This window comes from Micromonospora yongxingensis (assembly GCF_052601155.1).
The window spans coordinates 204399-222717 of sequence record NZ_JBQXEO010000005.1 but is presented as its reverse complement, the minus strand read 5'-3'; the positions used below and the strand labels follow the sequence as shown (position 1 = coordinate 222717).

The following is an 18319-nucleotide window of genomic DNA, read 5'->3' as shown; positions in this document are numbered from 1 at the left end:
GAGCAGCGAGCGGCTAGCTCCAACATCCCCAGTAGACGCTCAACGCGCCCACGATCGAGCGTCCGCTCTAACTTGATCTTAACCTGTGCGGCGTGGACGGGGATTGACGGACTTCGGCTTCTTTGTGGCCGGTTTCTTGGCGATCGTGGTGGTCGCGGTGTGGACGTCGTGGGGTGGGGTGGGGTGGTTGTTGCGGCGGCCGGGTGGTCGTCCCGGTCCTGGCCGGGAGGGTTTGGGCGCCCCGGACGGGCAGGTGGGAGGCTGCCGCACAGCTTTCGATCTTCAACTGTCAACAGGTCCTCGGCCTGGCATCGTGCTGGAAGATCTTGTTCAGGTTGTGCACCGCGCCGAGGAGTTTGATCTCGGTGTCGATGGCGGCGGTGCCGCGTTGGTGCAAGCGGCGTCCGAACCGCTGGAACAGCTGGGCGAAGCCTGGTTCGACGAGGGCGACGCGGCGAGCGTAGAGCTGCCTGTCCTACCAGATACGTCGGCTCCTGGACCTGGCCGCGGGCTACGCGGGTAACGGCGGCCGTCCTGGTAGAGCCACCTGCAGAACCGCGGCCCGCCATCACATCCGGTAGCCGGCCCGCAGTCTCCCCGCGCGGTCATCGTCATGCCCGTCGACGACCAGGCGCGCCGGTTCGCCGTCGCCGCGCAGCACGCCAATGACCGCGGCTACGAGGTGACAGCCGTCGCTCCGGGCATGGTGGCGCTGCGCATGGTCCTCGACGGGCAGGCCGATGTGGTGATCGCCGCGCAGGCCCTTGACTTGCCGGAGGTGGAGATCGCCGACCGGCCGCCGCCGGTGGTCCCCCGGCAGCCCGCCTCTCCTGCTGTTGTTCCGCCGAGCCGGCGCCGGCCACGCCTGGCGAGTCGCAGGTGCGACACGTGACGGACCCGTGACTGTGAGCGCTAGGCATGTGGCGATGTTGGGTCTGCGGCCGCTGGTGGCCGCTGCCGTGGGCATGCCGCCGATGTCGTCAGCGCCGCCGTCAGATGCGGCGCGACTACCTGCGTCGAGCAGCGCCGCAGGACGCGCTACGGGACATGACTCTACGCAAGGACGATCAGATGTAACGCTGCGACCCTGACCGGCGCATGTATACCGGACGCGCGGTGTGAGCGCTCCACGCGGCAAGGGCGGGGCTGCCCACCCTCCAATCGCCCGAGGGCGACCCCGCCCTTTGCCGCGACCTGCTGAGCATTGACCGCCGCGGGGGTACGGGTGCCGGTTAGAGCTCGCCCCCGCACAGGCACAGCAAAATCAGTACGGCGGCCACCAGGGCTGCCTGCTCACCGGTCCACGCCGGCTTCACGACGACACCACCGTGGGTGGGCGTGACACGGGCCGCCGTACGCCAGTCCCGCTTGACCTAGACGCGGGTCGGGCCGCTTCATGTGGTGACGCGGAAACCGGCAGATGTAGCCACCGCAACCGCCTGGTCGATCGGCACCTGCCACGCGCGGCTGCGCACGCTGCCCCTCGGGGAGAACGGGCTATCCGGCGGGGTGGAGGTGGCGGACACGGGGACTCGAGGGGCGGCGGTGTCGAAGCCAAGCGGTCAGTCGAGCACCGTAGGTACAAGCCGCAACACGAAGCAACGGTGTGAACCGGATGTAACGGTGCATGGCCAGACGGCGCATGTACATCGGATGCGGTGCCAGCATCCACATGCGACAGGGGCGGGGCGCCCGGCCCCTCCCCGACCCCCGGAGGGTGGTCCCGCCCCTGACGCATCCTCGGCGCGCGACGCCTAGCTATTCTTCGTCGCCCGGGAAGAAGTCGTCCAGATACTGCGTGCGCATGTACTCGCGCGACCTCTCCGGCGTCGGCTTGGCGGACGCGGCCTCGGCGATCCGTGCAACGGCCTCAGTCGACAGGACGCCCGCCTGCTGAAGCTCCGCAATGAGCGTCGATGCGGGCCTCGTGGATCAGCGAATTCCGGGTTAGGGCCTCAGCCCTCGGCTGCCAGCCCATGCCGACCATGCTGCGTTGCCTCGGATCGCCCTCCTCGGTGACCAGCACCAGAAGATAGCGGGCACCCCGGCGATGCGAACCGTCGGGGTACCCGTTCAACAGACCACTACTTTATCGACTCGACCTTCGCAGCCTCTGAAAAAGAAGCCAAAGGCCATCAAAGACATAAATGCCGATGAGTAGTTGCGCTACATAGAATGGCAACTTCCATAAGCCGGGTGCCCAATGGTCAGGGCGCCACTCCTCCAGTAAATAGAAGATGCTGATCGCGCCCATGGCTCGCAGCAGCTCTGGCGCTCTTACAGGAGATTCTTTCTTGGGCTCTGACATGCTCCGCTACCAACCCCGCTCCATGCGATACCTGTTGCCCATTCCGACCACGCAGCCGCCCACTGCCCACCAACCGAAAGCCCGGAAGTTGAATTTGCGCCACTCCTTCTTGGCTCCCGTGTCGAAGAACTTGCCTAGCTGTGCCAACCCGGAACCTGCCATACACGACCGTGTGTACCTGTGATTCCAGAACTTGCGCGCCGGGCGCGAGATGTAGCGCTGCTTCCAGCGGTTGGCCTTATCACCGATCCGGTGAGCAGTGCAGTCCCAGCAATATTTCGAACGCCCCTTTCCGGTGCTGTATCCCCAACACCATTTGAAGACGCACCTGCGCTTGCCGTCAAGGTCGGTGCTGTTGGCCGGGTCTGCGCACGTGTACTCGTATCGGTTGCAGCTACCCCCGTAGACGGGGTCGGTCTGGAGGAAGCGGCCGGTGATCGTGTTGTAGAGGCGAACGCCCATGAGAATGATGCCTGACGGTGTGTCCGCTGCTCGCTGCTTGGCGCCGAGCCAGCCGTAGCGCTGCGTGCCGGTGTCGTCGGGGTTGCGCGGGGTGCCGTACTCGTCGGCTTCGGTGGTGCGAGATAGACCCTCGTCGTCGGCGTGGATCGTCGCGATCAGGTCGCCGTGCAGGTTGGTGATCTGCCAGTCGACCTGCGCGCTTTCGCTGTCGAAGATGCCGGCCATCGTCGACAGGCCGGACACCGGTCGGGTGATTTGGTCGGCGCTCTCCTGTGTCCACGACGGGCTGTCCTCGTCCCCGTCGTAGTGGTGCACCGACTGGATGGCGGTCCCGCTGGCGTTGTCGGTCCATGAACGGACTCGCTCACCGGTCACGTCCAAGACGTAATCCGTCATGCGTCCGCCCTGGGTGATCGTGTCCACCAGGTCCGTCGAGTGGTACGCGAGGGTCGCGTTCCCGCCCGACGTGACGGCGGTGTCGATCGCGGGCACCGTCGTCGTGCGGCCCAACGCGTCGTACACGTAACCGGCGGTGTTGACCCGGTCTGCCGTGTCGTAGGTCCAGGTTCGCGACGATGCCGGAGTCGACGTCTGGCACTCACCGTCGGTGCCCGGGCCGTAGGCGCTGGCCGAGGTGCGGTTCGACGAGGTGCTGAACCCGTACGAGCGGGCGGTGCACTGCCCGCCGATGGTGTCGCGCAGGGTGGTCAGCCGGCCGGCTTGGTCGTAGGTGTAGCTCTGGGTGGACAGCGTCGAGGCGTGGTCCCGCCACTGTCCATGCGTCGATTCCACGACGGACTCTGTGTAGAGGGTGCAGTCGCTCGCCGCGCAACCTGGCTTGACGTAGGTCATGCCAACCTGGGTGCCCGTCTCGTCGGTATCCGTGGTGACCTGCACGCCGTTTGGCCAGGTCTCGGATGTCATTTTGCCGTCGGCGTCGTAGCTGCCGGAGAAGGTGCCGGCTTGTGTGTCGTTGATTGAGGTGAGCAGGCCACGCCGCTCGGCGCCGTCGTCGTAGGTGTAGGTCCGGGTGGCCTTGCCGTCGTTGCTGGTCGCCACCCGCCCGAGCAGGTCGTGCGTGGTGGTCGAGGTGACTCCGTCGGCGTCGGTGTAGGACGTCTGCCGGCCCAGGCCGTCGTAGCCCTTCTCTACCTGCGCCGTGGCTAGCCCGCCGAGCACCGACTGAACGCGCAGCAGCCGCCCGGTCGCCGCCTCATACACTTTGCGGCTGATCGGCACCGCCGTGCCGAGCCCCGACGCCGCCACGCTGGTTTCGTACGCTCGGGCGGCGTTGTCGTAGGTCGTGGTGGTGGTGCGTAGGGTGCCGGCGCTGGTCTTCTCGGTGACGATCCTCGGCTGGTTGAACATGTCGTAGGTGGTGGCCTTGGCCGGCAGTTCCGGCCCGCTGGCGGCTTGGCCGCCGGGCTGTACCCGGCAGGGCAGGTTGGACCACTCCGGCTTCAGGTCACACTCGGTGTAGCCGGAACCCGAGGTCGCGCGGTAGTAGATGGTCTTTTGGGTGGCGGGCGTGTTGGTGGTGGCGCCGCCTGCCGGAGCCGTGGTTGAGGTGGTCTGGGCGGTGATCGGGTCGTACGTGGTGCGGGTGGTCTGGGCCAGCGCGGCCGGGTCGACCGTCACCACGGTCGGCTGGCGCAGCGCCCAGTCGTAAGTGGTGGTGGTGGTCTTCTGGTCGGTGTCGCTCTCCACGCCGTTGCTGTCCCAGATCCGGGCGGCGACGGCCTGGGTGGTCACCAGGTTGTACGGGCCACCTGTGGTCGGCGCTCCCTGGTCGTAGGTGTTCATGGTGTGCTTGCGCCCACGCACGGTGGTGCCGTTCGGCAGCATCACGTCGTGTTCGGGCTCCAAGGTGCTGGTGAGCCGTTGCCCGTCGGAGGAGTAGATGTTAAGGGTGGAGCGGCTGCGGGCGAGCATGCTCTCCGCCGCCGCGTCGTCTGACGAACCGGCGTTGAGTGCCCGTGCCCGGTTGCCGGCGGTCAGCGTGCGGATGGTGTTGCCCCATTGGTCGTACCAGGTGGCGCCAATGTGGTTCCCCGGTGTGGCGGTATTGACCTCTCGGGCGTTGGCGTCGAGGTAGGTCACCGTCGCCCTCTCGTACGACGACGGCAGGGTGCCCGCTTGGGGGTTACCGTCCGGGACCTGATTGGCCGGGAAGACCGCGGTGGCGTCGGTTGGTGCTTCGGTCTGGGCCCATCGGCTGGTCTGCCCGGGTGAGAGGTCGTAGGGCGCGCCGGCGCCGGAGACCGGGACCTTGTAGACCACCGTCTGCGTGGCGGTTCCGGCGGTCAGCGCCGAGCGGGTCACCTTGTGCAGCCGGCCCAGCCCGGGGTCACCCGGGATGGTGGTGTAGCTGAGCTGCCACGGCTCTTGGGCGATCGGCTTGACGACGCTGAGGATCCCGCCTGCGGTGTAGTCGTAGGTGTCCCAGAGATGCCGGGTGGTGCCGGCGTCGTTCCAGTCCAGGCGCGGGTCCCAGCTGGCCCGGAGCTTCCCAGCGTTGTCGTACGTGTACCGAGCCATCGGCACCGTCCGCATCGCGGGAGTTGCCAGGTCCGGGTCCCAGGCCGTGAAGGAGATTTCCTTCACTCGGCCCGTGTGATCGCCCCAGGATGCCTCCACCGTGCCGGTCGCGGTGGTGGTTGACGCGTAGGTGAAGGTGAGGGCTCGGCAGCCGCGGGTCAGGGTGGCGCAGTTGACACCGTCGGGCACCGGCGCCAGCATCCGGGTGGGCCGAACTATCTCTTTGTTGTTGATCGTCACCTTCTCCCAGCTCAGGGTGCTGGTCTGGTTGCTGCCCGGCGCGGTGACCGAGGTCGGGAAGTACTTGCCGGCCGCGGTGCCGGTGACCCGGGTGAACCGCACCGTGTTGCCGTCGTTGTCGGTGACGGTGTACTTGTCGCCGGCGCCGTCGTAGGCCAGCTTCAGCGATTCCATCCCGACCTCCGGATCGAAGGCCGCCGCGGTGCGTTTGGTGAACCCGATCGTGTCGCCCTCGGGTAACCCGACCTGGATGAGTGAGCCGTAGACGGTCAACGCCGTGTAGGGCGCATTGGTCTCCTCGATCACCGTGCCGGAGACCCAGCCGGGGCCGAACATGTTCGCCGCGTCGGTGTCGTTCGCCCGGCGGGTGTTGTAGGAGCGGGTGACCGTCAGGTCACTGCCGAACGAGTCCACGGACACGTCGCTGTCGGACAGACTGTAGTTACCGGTGATCAAGTTGACCGAGCCAGGCCCAATGTCCTCGGAGGCGGCGGATGCCTGGGTGCGATCGAAGGTGATTTTCACGGGGCTTGACGTGCCGCCGGTGCCGCCGGTGAAGGTGCCGCGCAGCTGCAGCGGGCCATCGCGGGGTATCGACTCCGCATCCGCGGCGGCGAGTGTCGCCTCGACGTCCCAGTTCAGCTTGGGGAATGCTCCGCCGCCGCTGGTGGCCAGCGGCCAGATGACCGCCCCGCCCCCTGCGGACACGGTTACGTGAGCGGCCGGGATGTTCAGCCACGCGTCGGCGTCTCCGCGTCGCCACTGGTAGGTGACACTGGTAGCCGAGGACTGCCCGACACCCGTGATCGCGGTTTTCGCCGCGGTGAGGTCACCCTCCTTGGGCGCGGTGATCGCCCCGGAGCCGACGTTGAAGGTGTACGTCTTGATCGCCGACTGGTTACCGGCCCGGTCGCGGGTCCGGACGTAGAGGGTCTGCGGACCGTCTGCCGTTGGGGTGATCGACGCGCTGGCGTTCGCGCCCAGGCTCGGCGCGTTCACCGTCTGGTTCGGCGGGTTGGTGTTGAGGCCGTACTCGTACGCGGCCGCGTCGGTGACGCCGGAAGCGGTGAAGGTGAAGCTACCGGCGGTACCGGCCGCTCCCGCCCACTGACCTGCTGGGTAGGTGGTTGAGGAGACCGTCGGCGCAGCCGAGGGTGCCGTGGTATCAACGATGATGGAGCAGTTGCCACTCCACGCGCCGTTGGCGATGGCGTCGTTGCCGCGGACCCGCCAGGAATAGGTGCCCCCCTCGGCGAACGCGCCGGCTGGGACGGAGGCGGCCAGCCAGGAGCCGGACGCTCCGGGCCCGACTGTGGTGCCGCCGATCCGGGTGCCTCCGCCGGTCAGCCACTCGAACTCGGCCCGGACCTGCGAGCCCTCGGCGTCATTGACCTGCGCGCGCAGCTGCGGCGTCTTCGTGTTGATGTAGGGGATGCCCGAACCGGTGACGCATGGCGTGGACGGCACGGTGGTACGCGCGTTGACGGTCGGCAGCGACTGGTACGTCAGCGTGACGTACGGATCGTTCGCCCCCTCCATCGAGTTGAACCGCTTCCACCCCAGGTTGTCGGTCTCCGAGGCCGCCCGCAGCCCGATATTCGCAGTCGACCACCCGTTACCTGCGGTCACCGCGAACACACTGGTGACAGGGACATTCACCCAGCCGTCGTTGCAGCCGGAGTTGTAGCCCTTGGTCGTCGAGGTGTAGCCGGAGCGCTCCCGCCAGACCGGCTGGTTGATCCACCGGGTGACCGTGCCGACCGCGTCGACCCGCCACGCTTCCCACTGCCGAGCGGTGCACGACCACGAGTGGTGGTTCCACAGGTAGAGAGTGGCCGCCTGCACCTGCTTGCCGGCCAACCAACTCATGCCGCTGAAGTTGAGAAACGAGCGCGCCACCAGCGTGCCGCCATCGGAGGTGCCGAGCTTCAGTTCCGTGGCAGCCGACTGGTCCGAGGTGTAGTCGGTCTGCACGAACGCGTCGTAGTTCGGCTTCAGCGTCACCGCCGGGTCGATGGTGACGGGGAAGACCGTCTTCGGGTCGGTCAACCACTGCTCATCTGGCGTCAGAGTCAGCGCAAGCCGACCGGCTTTCGCCGCCCCACCGACCTTCTTGCCGACCTTCGCCTTACGCAGCCGCTCGCCCGACTCAGGCTGCACCTGCGCATCCCACATCACCGGCTCCGGTGAAACACCCACCGTCTCGCCCGAAGCATGCTTGATCTCGAAGCCGCCACGTGTGTCGTCAACGAGGGTCAACCCCTTGCCGGTCAGCGGCAACGCCAAGCTCCGGACCTGAGACACCGCAGCCCGATCCTTGACAATCAGAAACTGCTCGAACCCCGTCCGGGTCGACTCCACCATCAGGTCAACGCCCGGACGCACCTCCGCATACGTCGCCCGGTTGCCTTCCACAGTCGGAGTGGGCAGAGAACCTGTCCAGCCGAGGGAAACGCTCTCGCCTTCGCGGCCCACGGTCACCAGGTCGTGCTCACCGGAGCCAGCGGCTCCGGACAACCTAAGTCCAGCCGGATGCGCCACCGCCGCAACCGACCCATCGAGTTGCGTAGCGAGCGAAAAATCAACCCGCTTCCACGCACCGCTCTGGTCCCGCATCCGCACCGGACCGGCGTGGACCTCCGCCTCCACCCGACCATCCGGCAGCGCCCAAAACTCCGACGTCTCCGACGTCATCCCGGTGATCCGGACCTTCTTGTTCGACAGCCGGGCGCTGGCGAGGGCCGCTGCCTCGTCCGGCCGCTCCAGCACCTGAGGTGCCGCCGGCGTCGGCCGCACCGCGGGCTTCGGCGTCGCTGCGACCGGCGGCGCCGTCACCCAGTCCGCCATCGTCGCGGCCAACACCACCGACAGACCGACGGCAAGAGCCCGCCCACCCTGACTGTGAGCCATGTGTCTGGCCCGGGAAACCGGACCCCACACGCTTCTTCGACCTGACACTGATCCTCCAGAAATCTCACAGGGAGCGATCAGGGAACTACTGCCGAGGCAAGCTGAGCATCAATCTTTCAGCTCGGCTGATCAAACGTTCAGGTATTGCTAAATGCAATTTGTTTCGTTAGGTGGCCCGCTGCGCCGCAGGCCGCAGGCATGCCCCCGCTGCGAACGGAGGTCCATGGCTTTTTTGATGTGATCAAAAACACAAAAGGCTGTCGGTATTTATTCATCGCTTCTGCGGACTTCAGCCAGCTCTCAGATGTATCCCGGCAAGGTAATGTTCACTAGGTCATCGATGAGTTGGACAAATTGCTCGTTCCCCAGTTGGTCAAGCGTGTTTTAATCGGTGGAGGTACCCATTCCGTTCACGCTGCAGATGCTGTCCGTCGTCGGTCGGCCCTTGCCTCGAGCGCGAATCGACCGGCTGGCGCGCCGGTTGGTCCAACTCACCACCCGCCCATGATGTGAACGCTCCTCATTTTCCGACCGTTTGTCACCGGAGGTACCGGCCCAGCCCGCGCCAGAGAACTGGTGGAGCTGGTGGGACTGACACCGGGCCGGGCGCTGGCGGCGTGCATGCTCACGTACAAGTGATGCCTCTCCGCCGATCGCCCCCAGGTCAGGCCTACGCGCCCGAATCACGGCGAGATGGGGGCACCGGCACCGACGTGCTGCGGCATCGTGGGCAGCGGTCCGTTGCGTGGCCGGTTGATCGATATAACTAGCATCCCCACATGATCGAAGAGTTGATCAAGAACGCGGCCGCCGAGGACGACGACGCGATCGAGAAGCTGTGCGTGATCGCGGATACCGATCCGGGCAGGCTGACTCCGTACCTGGGCTCCCTGCTCGATGTTGATGTGCTGTGGCCGGCGAAGTTGTACCGGGCGGCGAACGCCGACGTGGTCTGTCGGGTCATCGAGCGGATCGACGGCGGCCGGACGCCGGACCGGCTCAATCAGCTGCTCGTCATCCTGGCGCACACTGCTCACCCGCTCGCTGAGAGCGCCATGCGTCGCTGGTCGACGCAACCGCCGGCCGGTGCGGACGAGCTGTACGTCGGTGCGCTGAGCTACGCGCTGGAGGGCGGCTGGACGGCCGGACCGGACGGCAGCCGACGGGACCTGTGCGGCAGTGTCGCGTACCGGTGGGTCCTGCGCGAAATACCGCGAAGCGGGGACGGTCGCACCTGTCCGTGGTGCGCGTCGCCGCTGTGGGTTGCCGCGGACCTTGACGCCACGGAACCTGCTGTCGGGGCCGCGCTGGCACATACGGGCTGGTCCGGCCGGCTGGTGATCGAGGCATGCCATTTCTGCGCCTGCTATACGACGCTGTACAGCCAGGTCACGTCGGCCGGCGCCACCACCTGGTGGGCCGGCAACACCCGCCCGAGCTACCTCGGTTCAGCTGAACCGGAGGACCCGCCGGCGCTGGCGCCGGTCGTGGGCTCGGCGCGGCCGAGCCCTTACCAGGCCAGCGCTTGGAATCGGGGTGGCTCGACGCTGGGCGGCTGGCCCGACTGGATCCAGGACGCCGAGCACGCTGACTGCCCCGGTTGCGGCCAGCCGATGGACTATGTGGGTTTGATCGGCGGCGCGGACCTGGACGACTACGGCCAGGGCGCCTACTACCTGCACCTGCACCAGCCGTGCGGGTTCGCTGCGGTGAACTACCAGCAGAGCTGACCGCCGTACGTGTTCCGCCGCGGGCCGTTGTGCACCCCTCGCGCGAACACTATGGCAATGCTGCGTTCGAGTCAGGTCCACGTCCATGGGCGGATCGCGGTCAACACCCGTCCGCGCCACCGTGCGTGCCGCGGGTGGAGGAAGATCTGAATGTCCTCCAGTGCGTTGTCGGCGGTGCCGCTGGTGTGTGGCAGCGTCCGAGCTCGGCGCAGGGCGGCGACGACCTGGCGTTCGTCCAGTTGATGGTAGACCCTCGCGAGATGCCCCAGGCACGTTGCGGCGAGGGCGCTGACTTGGTGATCCTCGTGCTCGAGTAGCCGAAGGTGCAGGTCCTGCAGTTCTTTCCAGTCTCCGTCGCCGTACAGTGCGGTGCCGACCATGGCATCCAGCGCGGCAGGCAGATCTCCCCGGTCGAACGCGGCGTGTACCTCGGCCGGTGTCGACGACGGCGGGTTGTGGAAGAGGTGATGCTCATGGCGCACCGTCACATTCTCCTGCGTGGTCCGGGGGCAGGTGGCCCGGGTGGCCGTCTGCCATCTGCGGCTACTTATCTACTGGTGTTACGACCGCAGCCCGGCCAAGCTTGGTCGAGGTGACCGGCAGGGTCGCTCTTTCGGCGGCTGCCCACCGCGGTTTGGTGTGGCTCTCATCTGGCATGCGTCCTGCCGGTCACCGTGGCGCGGAGAGGCTCAAGAGGGGTCTGCCCAGCTCGAAGTAGCGCTGCCCTCCTCGCCGGATTCAGTCCTGGTCTGATCGAGGAGGACGAGCGTGGGACAGGTCATCATCGGTATGGATCCGCACAAGCGGTCCGCGACCATCGAGATCATCAACCACCGCGAGAAGGTCCTCGCGCGGGGCCGGTTCACCACCGACCGCGACGGCTATCAGACGATGCTGGAGCTCGGCCGGCAGCACAAGGACCGGATCTGGGCGGTGGAGGGCTGCAACGGCATCGGCCGGCACATCGCTCAACGCCTCGTCGCCGACGGTGAGACCGTGGTGGACGTGCCGGCGAAGCTGTCCGCCCGGGCACGGGTGTTCGACACTGGTCAGGGCCGCAAAACCGACCCGGTCGACGCCCACAGCGTCGCCGTGGCAGCCCTGCGGGCGAAAGGTTTGCGGCAGGTCACCGTCGACGATGTGACGGTTGCGTTGAGGCTGCTGGTTGACCACCGCGACGGTCTCGGCCCCGCCCGCACCGACCTGCTCAACCGCATTCACAAGCTGCTGCTGGAGCTGCTGCCCGGTGGGGCGAAGAAGTTCCTGTCTGCCGCTCAGGCGCGGACCCTGCTCAACACGATCCGACCGCGCGATCTGGTCGGGCGCACCCGCCGCCGGCTGGCCTCCGAACTGATCACCGAACTGGTCCAGGTCGACAAGAAGATCAAGGCCGCGAACAAGGAGCTGACCGAGCTCGTCGAAACCACCGGCAGCAGCCTGCAGGACCTCAACGGCATCGGCCCCTCCGGCGCCGCCCGCCTGATCGGCGACATCGGTGACATCAGCCGCTTCACCACCCGCGGGCACTTCGCCTCCTGGAACGGCACCGCACCCCTGGACGCGTCCTCCGGCGACCAGCAACGCCACCGCCTGTCCCGAGCCGGGAACCGGCGCATCAACCGAGCCCTGCACATCATGGCCGTCGTCCAGCTACGCCACGACACCGAAGGCCCGCCTACTACCGGCGCAAACTCGCCGCCGGCAAAACTCCGATGGAGGCCATGCGCGCACTCAAGCGCCGGCTGTCCGACATCGTCTACAAGCAAATGATCAAAGACGCCAAGAAAGCCGGGACGGGCCCGGGAGGACACGTGGGGACGACTCTTCAATCCAGCGCGGCCGATCAAATCCCCAAGATCGACACTTCGGAACAGTCACTTCCCGGGCCCGCCAAGCCCCAGCCTAGAACACCACTCCTCGCCGCCTCTTGACACAGTGGGGTGCCAGATGAGTTTGCGCGTCCTCGCGTTACTGGACCAAGCGCCGAACCTCGATCCGGGCACCGGGTACTTCGTCGCTCCGAACGGTGCGCTTGGTCGCCTCGAGATGATCGACCCGATCGTCTGCCGCTTGCGCTGGCCCGGCCCAATCTCGGCGCCCGAAGACGCCCTCCATCGCATCCAGCGTCGGCTTGATCAGGTTGTCCAGGTCCCACACCTCGTTGGCGTTGCGCTTCAGGCGTACGAAACTCGACGAGAACCGAGAAGCGCTCCGCCCACGGACCTAAGCCAGTCCCGGTGAATGCCTCGCGGACCGCGGCCTTCCACGCAGGCTCGGCTGCCGACGAGTACCTCGCCGGCCGGCCCACCACCTCCACGATGACGAGCGTCTCGAACCTCATGAGAGACCATGATGGCCGCCGCAGCCCCTGCAACGAAAGCTCCCGCCTCCGTCGCGGCAGATCCGTGCGTTCCGACCTGAGCGCGGCAGGCCCTGTCAGCGGTCCGCAAAACACTCATCAACTGCGCACCGGGCTGTTCACCGGTAGAGCGGCAGGTCCTGGGTGGGTTCGGCGGGAACGACGTCAAGGCGCGGGTCGGTGGTGAGTTGGGTGATCAGGGCCCGGGTCCCGCCGATCCCGGCCCAGTGCGGATCGGCGTCCTTGGTTACGCACCAGGCGTGATCGGCGGGCCAGGCGAATGCCGGCTCGGCGTTGCTGAGAGGGCGCTGGCCCGGCCACCCCGCAGCGGTGTCCCAGGTGCCGACGTCGGCTAATGGCCCTCGAAACAACCAGTACGCACGGTGGGGCACCACAACCTTGGGCGCACGCGGTGTCGAGGGCGGGGCAGCGGGTCTGGGTGCCAGTCCCGGCTGGCCGCCGAGCCGCTCGAGCGGGGCGCCGGTGTTCTGCTTGTCGATGTAGACGGCGCCGTCGTCGGCTGCGACGTCGGCGTCGCCGAAGCCTTCCCAGACGCAGAAGTAGCAGTCTTCGGGGGTCGTGGTGCGGGTGGCCAGCACCTCGAAAAGGATGGGCAGCTGGTCGATGGGCCAGTCGGCGTCGATGTCATTCTCGCTCTGGCCGGGGTATGTCGGATCGGGCAGGAACCGAAGCCGCGCGTAAGCGTCGAAGCCCGCGGGGCCGAGTCCCACAAGCTGCTGCCACGGCAGGTCGCTGTGGGCGATCCAGTCGGCGGCCGACAGTTCCCGACAGAAGCTGAGTGTCACCCATACAGGAAACGCCAAGGAACGCCCGGACGGCGGCAGATCCGGATGTCTGCGAGGGCACCCTCACCTCCGGCACCCGCTACTACCAGTTCGCCGGCAGCGCCGTCGCCTCACGCACCGGAAGCGGCCTCACCTGGCTCTTCGGCCACCAAGGCACCCAAAACCTAGCCGTCGACGCGCTGAAGCAAACCGTGACGGTCCGGCGACAAACTCCGTACGGCGCCCCGCGCAAGAACCAACCGACTCCCTGGGTCAACCGGAAAGGCTTCGTCGGCGGTGACATCGACAGCAACGGTCTGACTCACATCGGAGCTCGAGAGTACGACCCACAACTGGGTCGGTTCATATCCGTGGATCCGGTGCAGGACCTCGCCGACCCACAACAGTGGAACGCCTACGCCTACAGCAACAACAGCCCCATCACATTCTCCGATCCCACCGGCCTCAAGGCATGCTCCGACGACGCCTGCGCACCCGGCGCCGACTACGAGGACATCAACGGCGTCTACCACTGGACCCCAGGACACAACGACGGTTGCAACGGCTGCAGATTGATGTGGAGCGTCGCGAAGGAGCTTGCTGGAGTCCGCCGCGGTTCCGTCATCTGAGACGCCGATCCCACGGGCAACGCCCTGACCAGCCCTTTCAGGCGGGCGACCTCTTCGGCGGAACCGAAGAGGTCAACACCGCAGCTAGACTTGCGCGAGCTTCAGAGTTGCGCTGAGCGTCAACGGCGGTGGGGCAATGGGTCGTGTCGCCCCTCGGACACATTATTTCCACACGAACTGTGATGGTTGTTCGTGTTTTGCGTGATCCCCGTCCCGTTGGGCGGGGATTTTTGCTGTGCGGGTCAGGACGCTCGTCGGGGCGCCGCTGCCGCTTGCGCACGATCTGCGGCTCGAACGTGCCCGCCCGGTCCCGCGGCACGTCGATCTGCACCGGCCCGTTGGCCTCGGTCAGCACCGTCTTCGCCCTGGTGCCGTTGCAGACGTTGCCCGATTCCACCCCAGCCGACTCATGTTTCTCATAGCCGAGGTGCTCGGTCATCTCCCCGTTCAACGCGGTCTCGAGGACCGTCTTGGTCAACTGCCGCAGCAACCCGTCCGGGCCGGTCAACGACAGCCCTTGCTCCTTAGTCGCCCGGACCAGCTCGGCTGCGGCCTTCGCCTCCGCCGACGGCTCCGCCCGCTTCTTACGTCCGGTCTGATCGTTCAGTGTCGCCGTCATCACGGACCCTCCTCACCAGGCACAACGCCCGATGAGTCAGGCCGAAAACACCGTTAGATCCACACTCCCTGATGGGAAGTTTGCCTCTGCAAGCCGGATCCGATCGCGCCCCCACCGAGCCCTGTAGGTGAGGACGTCAAGTCCGGACGCGTCGAGCAGCTCTGATTGGTTGGACGTTGGCGGCCGGGCAGGTTGGCGGGTTTGGTGAGGTCTCGCGGCGGGGCACCCTGGATTCGCGGTGCTGCCCGTCCGGGCCCCGTCAGGATCACACCCCCGGGGAGACGAGATGGGCTGGCTACAGAGGCTGACCGGTCGGGCGGAGTCGGCGCAGCAGGACGTCGCGGAGCTGTTGAGCACCCCCCGCCTGTTCCGGGTCACCTCCGAGACGGTGTCGCTCGACGATCGGGAGACGGTCCGACGGTGGCTGCGCGAGCTCGACCCGGATCTTCAGCAGCAGGTGCACATCCGCCGTCCGTGGGGTGCCATCGCCGCGGTCAGCGATCGCCGCGAGCCGGTGGGTGTGGTGATGACCGACAACGAGGGGCGCTCGTGGGGCGCCTACGTGCCGGGCGCGGACGACAGTGAGCAGTTGACGCCGCAGCAGGTTGAGGACGTCATGCTCGCCGCGCTGACGTCGACGGAACGGCCCGTCGGCCCCGACTGGCGACGGCTCGCGTGAACCGCCGGTGGCGCTGGCAGCGACGCCCGGTCGTGGGTCTGTGTGATTGTCTTGCCGTCGAGGAAGCCATCCAGGCACATGCCGAGCGCCCACACAGAAACTTGCTGGCTGAAGGGGTGGGTCAGAACTGCAGCGTCCTCGGTGAACGGATCCCCGTGGGTGATCGCGTTGCGCATTCGCTTGAGCCGAAGTAGCCATCCGGACCAGGAGTTCTCCAGATCGCTTCGCCAAACGGTGTGCGCTGAGATCGACTGCGGCGCGCACCGTTTGCGTTTCCGGCTGGTAAGTCGGAGGCCGAGTTACCGGCAGACCCGGCGCTGTCGGCGGGAGCCGCGTTCCGGAGAGTCTTCACGTCTTGGCAGCGGCGTGCGCCTCCGCTACCGTCCATGGGAACGCTCCCATGAAGTTAGAAACATCTATGTGATCAGGAGGCAACACGTCGTGCCTACCCTCTCCTCGCTCCGCCGCAGATCGGCGGCCATCAGCGTGGCGGCCGTCGGGGCCGCCACCGCCGTCGGCGTCTGCCTCGCCGTCGGCAGCGCCTCCGCTGGCACGCTGTCCGGATCGCTCTACCGCGACCCGAGCTCGGCCGTCGTCCGCTGGGTCGCCGCCAACCCCGGGGACTCGCGTACCGCTGTCATCCGCGACAAGATCGCGAGTCAGCCGCAGGCCCGCTGGTTCGCCAACTTCAACCCGTCGACCGTGCAGTCCGAGGTCTCCGAGTTCGTCGGCGCCGCCAACGCGGCGCAGCAGCTCCCGGTGCTGGCGGTGTACGAGATCACCAACCGGGACTGCGGCGGGGCCAGCGCCGGTGGGGCCCCGGACCTCAACCAGTACCAGACGTGGGTGTCCAACTTCGCCAGGGGACTGGGCAACCAGACGGTCTTGATCATCCTGGAGACCGACTCGCTCGCCCTGCAGACATGCCTGAGCAGCGCCGAACTCAACGCACGCAACCAGGCGATCACGACGGCCACCCGGACCATCAAGTCGGCCAACCCCAACGCCAAGGTGTACCTCGACGGCGGTCACTCCACCTGGAACAGCGCAGGTGAGACCGCCAACCGGCTCCGGGCGGCCGGCGTGCAGTACGCCGACGGCTTCTTCACCAACGTCTCGAACTTCAACTCCACCTCCGGCGAGGCGAACTTCGGCCGCTCGGTCATCTCCGCCCTCGCCGGCATGGGCATCGCGGGCAAGCGCCAGGTCATCGACACCAGCCGCAACGGGGGTGCCAGCGGGGACTGGTGCGGCGACGACAACACCGACCGGCGCATCGGGCAGTACCCGACGACCAACACTGGCGACGCCAACATCGACGCGTACCTCTGGGTGAAGCCGCCGGGGGAGGCGGACGGCTGCCGCTACACGGCCGGCTCGTTCCAGCCCGACCTGGCCTACAGCCTGGCCAACGGCGCGCCCAATCCGCCCACCGCCCCTCCGACCACGACCCCGCCGCCGACCACGGAGCCCCCCACCACCCCGCCGCCGACCGGTAACGGCTGCGTGGCGTCGGTGGCGGTCAACCAGTGGTCCGGCGGTTTCACCGCGAGCGTGACGGTCACCGCCGGCTCTGCGGACATCAACGGCTGGACCGTGACCATCACGCTGCCCGGCGGTGCCGGGGTCACCAGCACCTGGAACGCCCAGGCCAGCGGCACCAGCGGAACCGTCCGGTTCACCAACGCGGGCTACAACGGACAGGTAGCCGCCCGGCAGTCGACCAACTTCGGCTTCCAGGGCACCGGCACCGGCCCGGGCGCGACGGCCACCTGCGCAGCCGGCTGACACCGCCCCGATGCCGCGGCCCGGCGCGGAGGATCACTCTCCGCGCCGGGCCCCTCCCCGTCCTGCGGTGCGGGCTGGTCGGTCCGTCGCCGGCGCTCCCTACGCCACAGGTGCGCCGGAGCGCCGCTGATCGGGTTCGCGCTGACGGCGGCCTGGGAGTGATGGTCACATCCGTGGGTAGAAGGGTTGATCTCGTCCTGTTTTCGTTGCGGGAGGTGTGATGATCAGGCACAGAACGTTTCGTGACGCCGTGGTCCTGATCACGGGGGCGTCGAGTGGAATTGGCCGCGCGACCGCGTTGGCGTTCGCTGCCGAAGGCGCCAGCTTGGTACTCGCCTCACGCAGTCAGGACGCCCTCGCGGAGGTGGAACACGACTGCCGCGCACGAGGCGGGCAGGTGCTGGCTGTGCCCACCGACATTGCGGATCCAGCGGCCGTAGAGCGGTTGACCCGGCTGGCGGTGCAGCGGTTCGGGCAGATAGACGTCTGGGTCGAGTCGGCGGCCGTCGGCATTGCCGGGCCGCTGGGCTCCGAGTCGGTGGACGAGATTCGCCGCCTGGTGGACACCAACGTGTTCGGCACCGCGCTGTGCGCCCGCGCCGCCCTGACCACCTTTCGGGCGCAGGGCAAGGGCGTCCTCGTGCTCCTCGGGTCGTTGCTGTCTGTGTTTCCAAACCCGCTGGTCCCGCTCTACTCCATGACCAAGTTCGCCATCAGGGGGCTGGCCCTGAACCTTCAGCAGGAGGTCGCCGGTCATCCTCGGATACAGGTCTGTCTCGTCTTACCCGGGCCGGTCGACACGCCGTTCTTCGAGCGGGCCGCCAACCATTCGGGCCGCCAACTACGAGCTATTCCGCCGGCGTACGCACCGGAGCGCCTCGCTGCCAAGATCGTCGCATGCGCCCGCCGCCCGCGCAGGCAGGTGACAACCGGCGTGGTCTCACACCTGGCCCTGACCGCCCACCGGATGGCTCCGCGTGCCACCGAGTCGCTGGTCGCACGGTGGAGCGCGACGTTCTTGACCAGGCCCGCCGCAGCCGCACCCGGGTTGGGATCGCTGTTCGATCCGCCACCGACCGGGGCGGTGAACGGCGGATATCGCCGCGGCCGGGTCCGCCGCCGGCTCGGCGAGTGGTTGGGTGTCCTGCACGTACGCAGAGGGTCGACCGACTCGGGCTGACCGCCCGTATGACGCCCGGCAGGACAGGTTCGCTGACGCAGATGCGGTGTCGTTGTTGCTGATCCGTTGGAAGGCCGGCAGGGCAGGGTTGG

Annotated in this window: 10 protein-coding genes and 2 pseudogenes; 7 read left to right on the top strand and 5 right to left on the bottom strand. The window is 67.4% G+C overall.

Annotated features, from left to right (window positions below; all coding sequences use genetic code 11):
- Nucleotides 1–289: 289 nt before the first annotated feature.
- Nucleotides 290–457, bottom strand: a pseudogene (locus tag ACTWLT_RS31555) (hypothetical protein); the annotation flags it as partial.
- A gap of 156 nt (nt 458–613) precedes the next feature.
- Between ACTWLT_RS31555 and ACTWLT_RS09580 the strand changes: the two are divergent.
- Nucleotides 614–892 (top strand): hypothetical protein, encoded by a 279-nt coding sequence (locus tag ACTWLT_RS09580; RefSeq protein WP_445317992.1) that lies wholly within the window; start codon nt 614–616, stop codon nt 890–892.
- A 1422-nt stretch (nt 893–2314) separates the two neighbouring features.
- Here the strand turns inward: ACTWLT_RS09580 and ACTWLT_RS09575 are convergent.
- Nucleotides 2315–7852 carry a DNRLRE domain-containing protein gene (locus ACTWLT_RS09575; RefSeq protein WP_445317991.1) on the bottom strand — a complete coding sequence of 1846 codons (5538 nt, stop codon included), beginning with the start codon at nt 7850–7852 and terminating at the stop codon, nt 2315–2317.
- 1385 nt (nt 7853–9237) lie between these two features.
- On the opposite strand from ACTWLT_RS09575, the gene ACTWLT_RS09570 reads away from it, so the two are divergent.
- Entirely contained in the window at nt 9238–10188 is a 951-nt protein-coding gene (locus ACTWLT_RS09570; RefSeq protein WP_445317990.1) for a hypothetical protein, read from the top strand.
- Nucleotides 10189–10259: 71 nt separating this feature from the next.
- On the opposite strand, the gene ACTWLT_RS09565 is transcribed toward ACTWLT_RS09570, so the two are convergent.
- A complete protein-coding gene (locus ACTWLT_RS09565; protein ID WP_445317989.1) occupies nt 10260–10670 on the bottom strand; it encodes a hypothetical protein in 411 nt (136 codons plus the stop codon).
- A gap of 286 nt (nt 10671–10956) precedes the next feature.
- Between ACTWLT_RS09565 and ACTWLT_RS09560 the strand changes: the two genes are divergently transcribed.
- Complete coding sequence (locus ACTWLT_RS09560; RefSeq protein ID WP_445317988.1) at nt 10957–11958, top strand: IS110 family RNA-guided transposase; 1002 nt, start codon at nt 10957–10959, stop codon at nt 11956–11958.
- 708 nt (nt 11959–12666) lie between these two features.
- On the opposite strand, the gene ACTWLT_RS09555 is transcribed toward ACTWLT_RS09560, so the two are convergent.
- The gene (locus ACTWLT_RS09555) at nt 12667–13353 is read right to left on the bottom strand and encodes a hypothetical protein (protein WP_445317987.1); all 687 of its coding nucleotides are present in this window, start codon (nt 13351–13353) and stop codon (nt 12667–12669) included.
- On the opposite strand from ACTWLT_RS09555, the gene ACTWLT_RS09550 reads away from it, so the two are divergent.
- Complete coding sequence (locus ACTWLT_RS09550) at nt 13347–13961, top strand: RHS repeat-associated core domain-containing protein (protein ID WP_445317986.1); 615 nt, start codon at nt 13347–13349, stop codon at nt 13959–13961. The two genes, ACTWLT_RS09555 and ACTWLT_RS09550, sit on opposite strands and share 7 nt — an antisense overlap.
- A gap of 259 nt (nt 13962–14220) precedes the next feature.
- On the opposite strand, the pseudogene ACTWLT_RS09545 reads toward ACTWLT_RS09550, so the two are convergent.
- Nucleotides 14221–14580, bottom strand: a pseudogene (locus tag ACTWLT_RS09545) (transposase); the annotation flags it as partial.
- 286 nt (nt 14581–14866) lie between these two features.
- Between ACTWLT_RS09545 and ACTWLT_RS09540 the strand changes: the two are divergent.
- The 3 genes from ACTWLT_RS09540 to ACTWLT_RS09530 all read left to right on the top strand — a co-directional run bounded on the left by ACTWLT_RS09540 (nt 14867) and on the right by ACTWLT_RS09530 (nt 18227).
- The gene (locus tag ACTWLT_RS09540) at nt 14867–15259 is read left to right on the top strand and encodes a hypothetical protein (protein ID WP_433262121.1); all 393 of its coding nucleotides are present in this window, start codon (nt 14867–14869) and stop codon (nt 15257–15259) included.
- Nucleotides 15260–15700: 441 nt separating this feature from the next.
- Entirely contained in the window at nt 15701–17047 is a 1347-nt protein-coding gene (locus ACTWLT_RS09535) for a glycoside hydrolase family 6 protein (RefSeq protein WP_445317985.1), read from the top strand.
- 220 nt (nt 17048–17267) lie between these two features.
- Nucleotides 17268–18227, top strand: a complete 960-nt coding sequence (locus ACTWLT_RS09530) for an SDR family NAD(P)-dependent oxidoreductase (protein ID WP_445318044.1) — start codon at nt 17268–17270, stop codon at nt 18225–18227.
- The last annotated feature ends 92 nt before the right edge of the window (nt 18228–18319 follow it).

Excerpts from the sequence above, each read along its gene's own strand:
- ACTWLT_RS09540 (WP_433262121.1), top strand. The coding sequence starts at position 14,867 with ATGGGCTGGCTACAGAGGCTGACCGGTCGGGCGGAGTCGGCGCAGCAG.
- ACTWLT_RS09570 (WP_445317990.1), top strand. The coding sequence starts at position 9,238 with ATGATCGAAGAGTTGATCAAGAACGCGGCCGCCGAGGACGACGACGCG.
- ACTWLT_RS09530 (WP_445318044.1), top strand. The coding sequence starts at position 17,268 with ATGATCAGGCACAGAACGTTTCGTGACGCCGTGGTCCTGATCACGGGG.
- ACTWLT_RS09580 (WP_445317992.1), top strand. The coding sequence starts at position 614 with ATGCCCGTCGACGACCAGGCGCGCCGGTTCGCCGTCGCCGCGCAGCAC.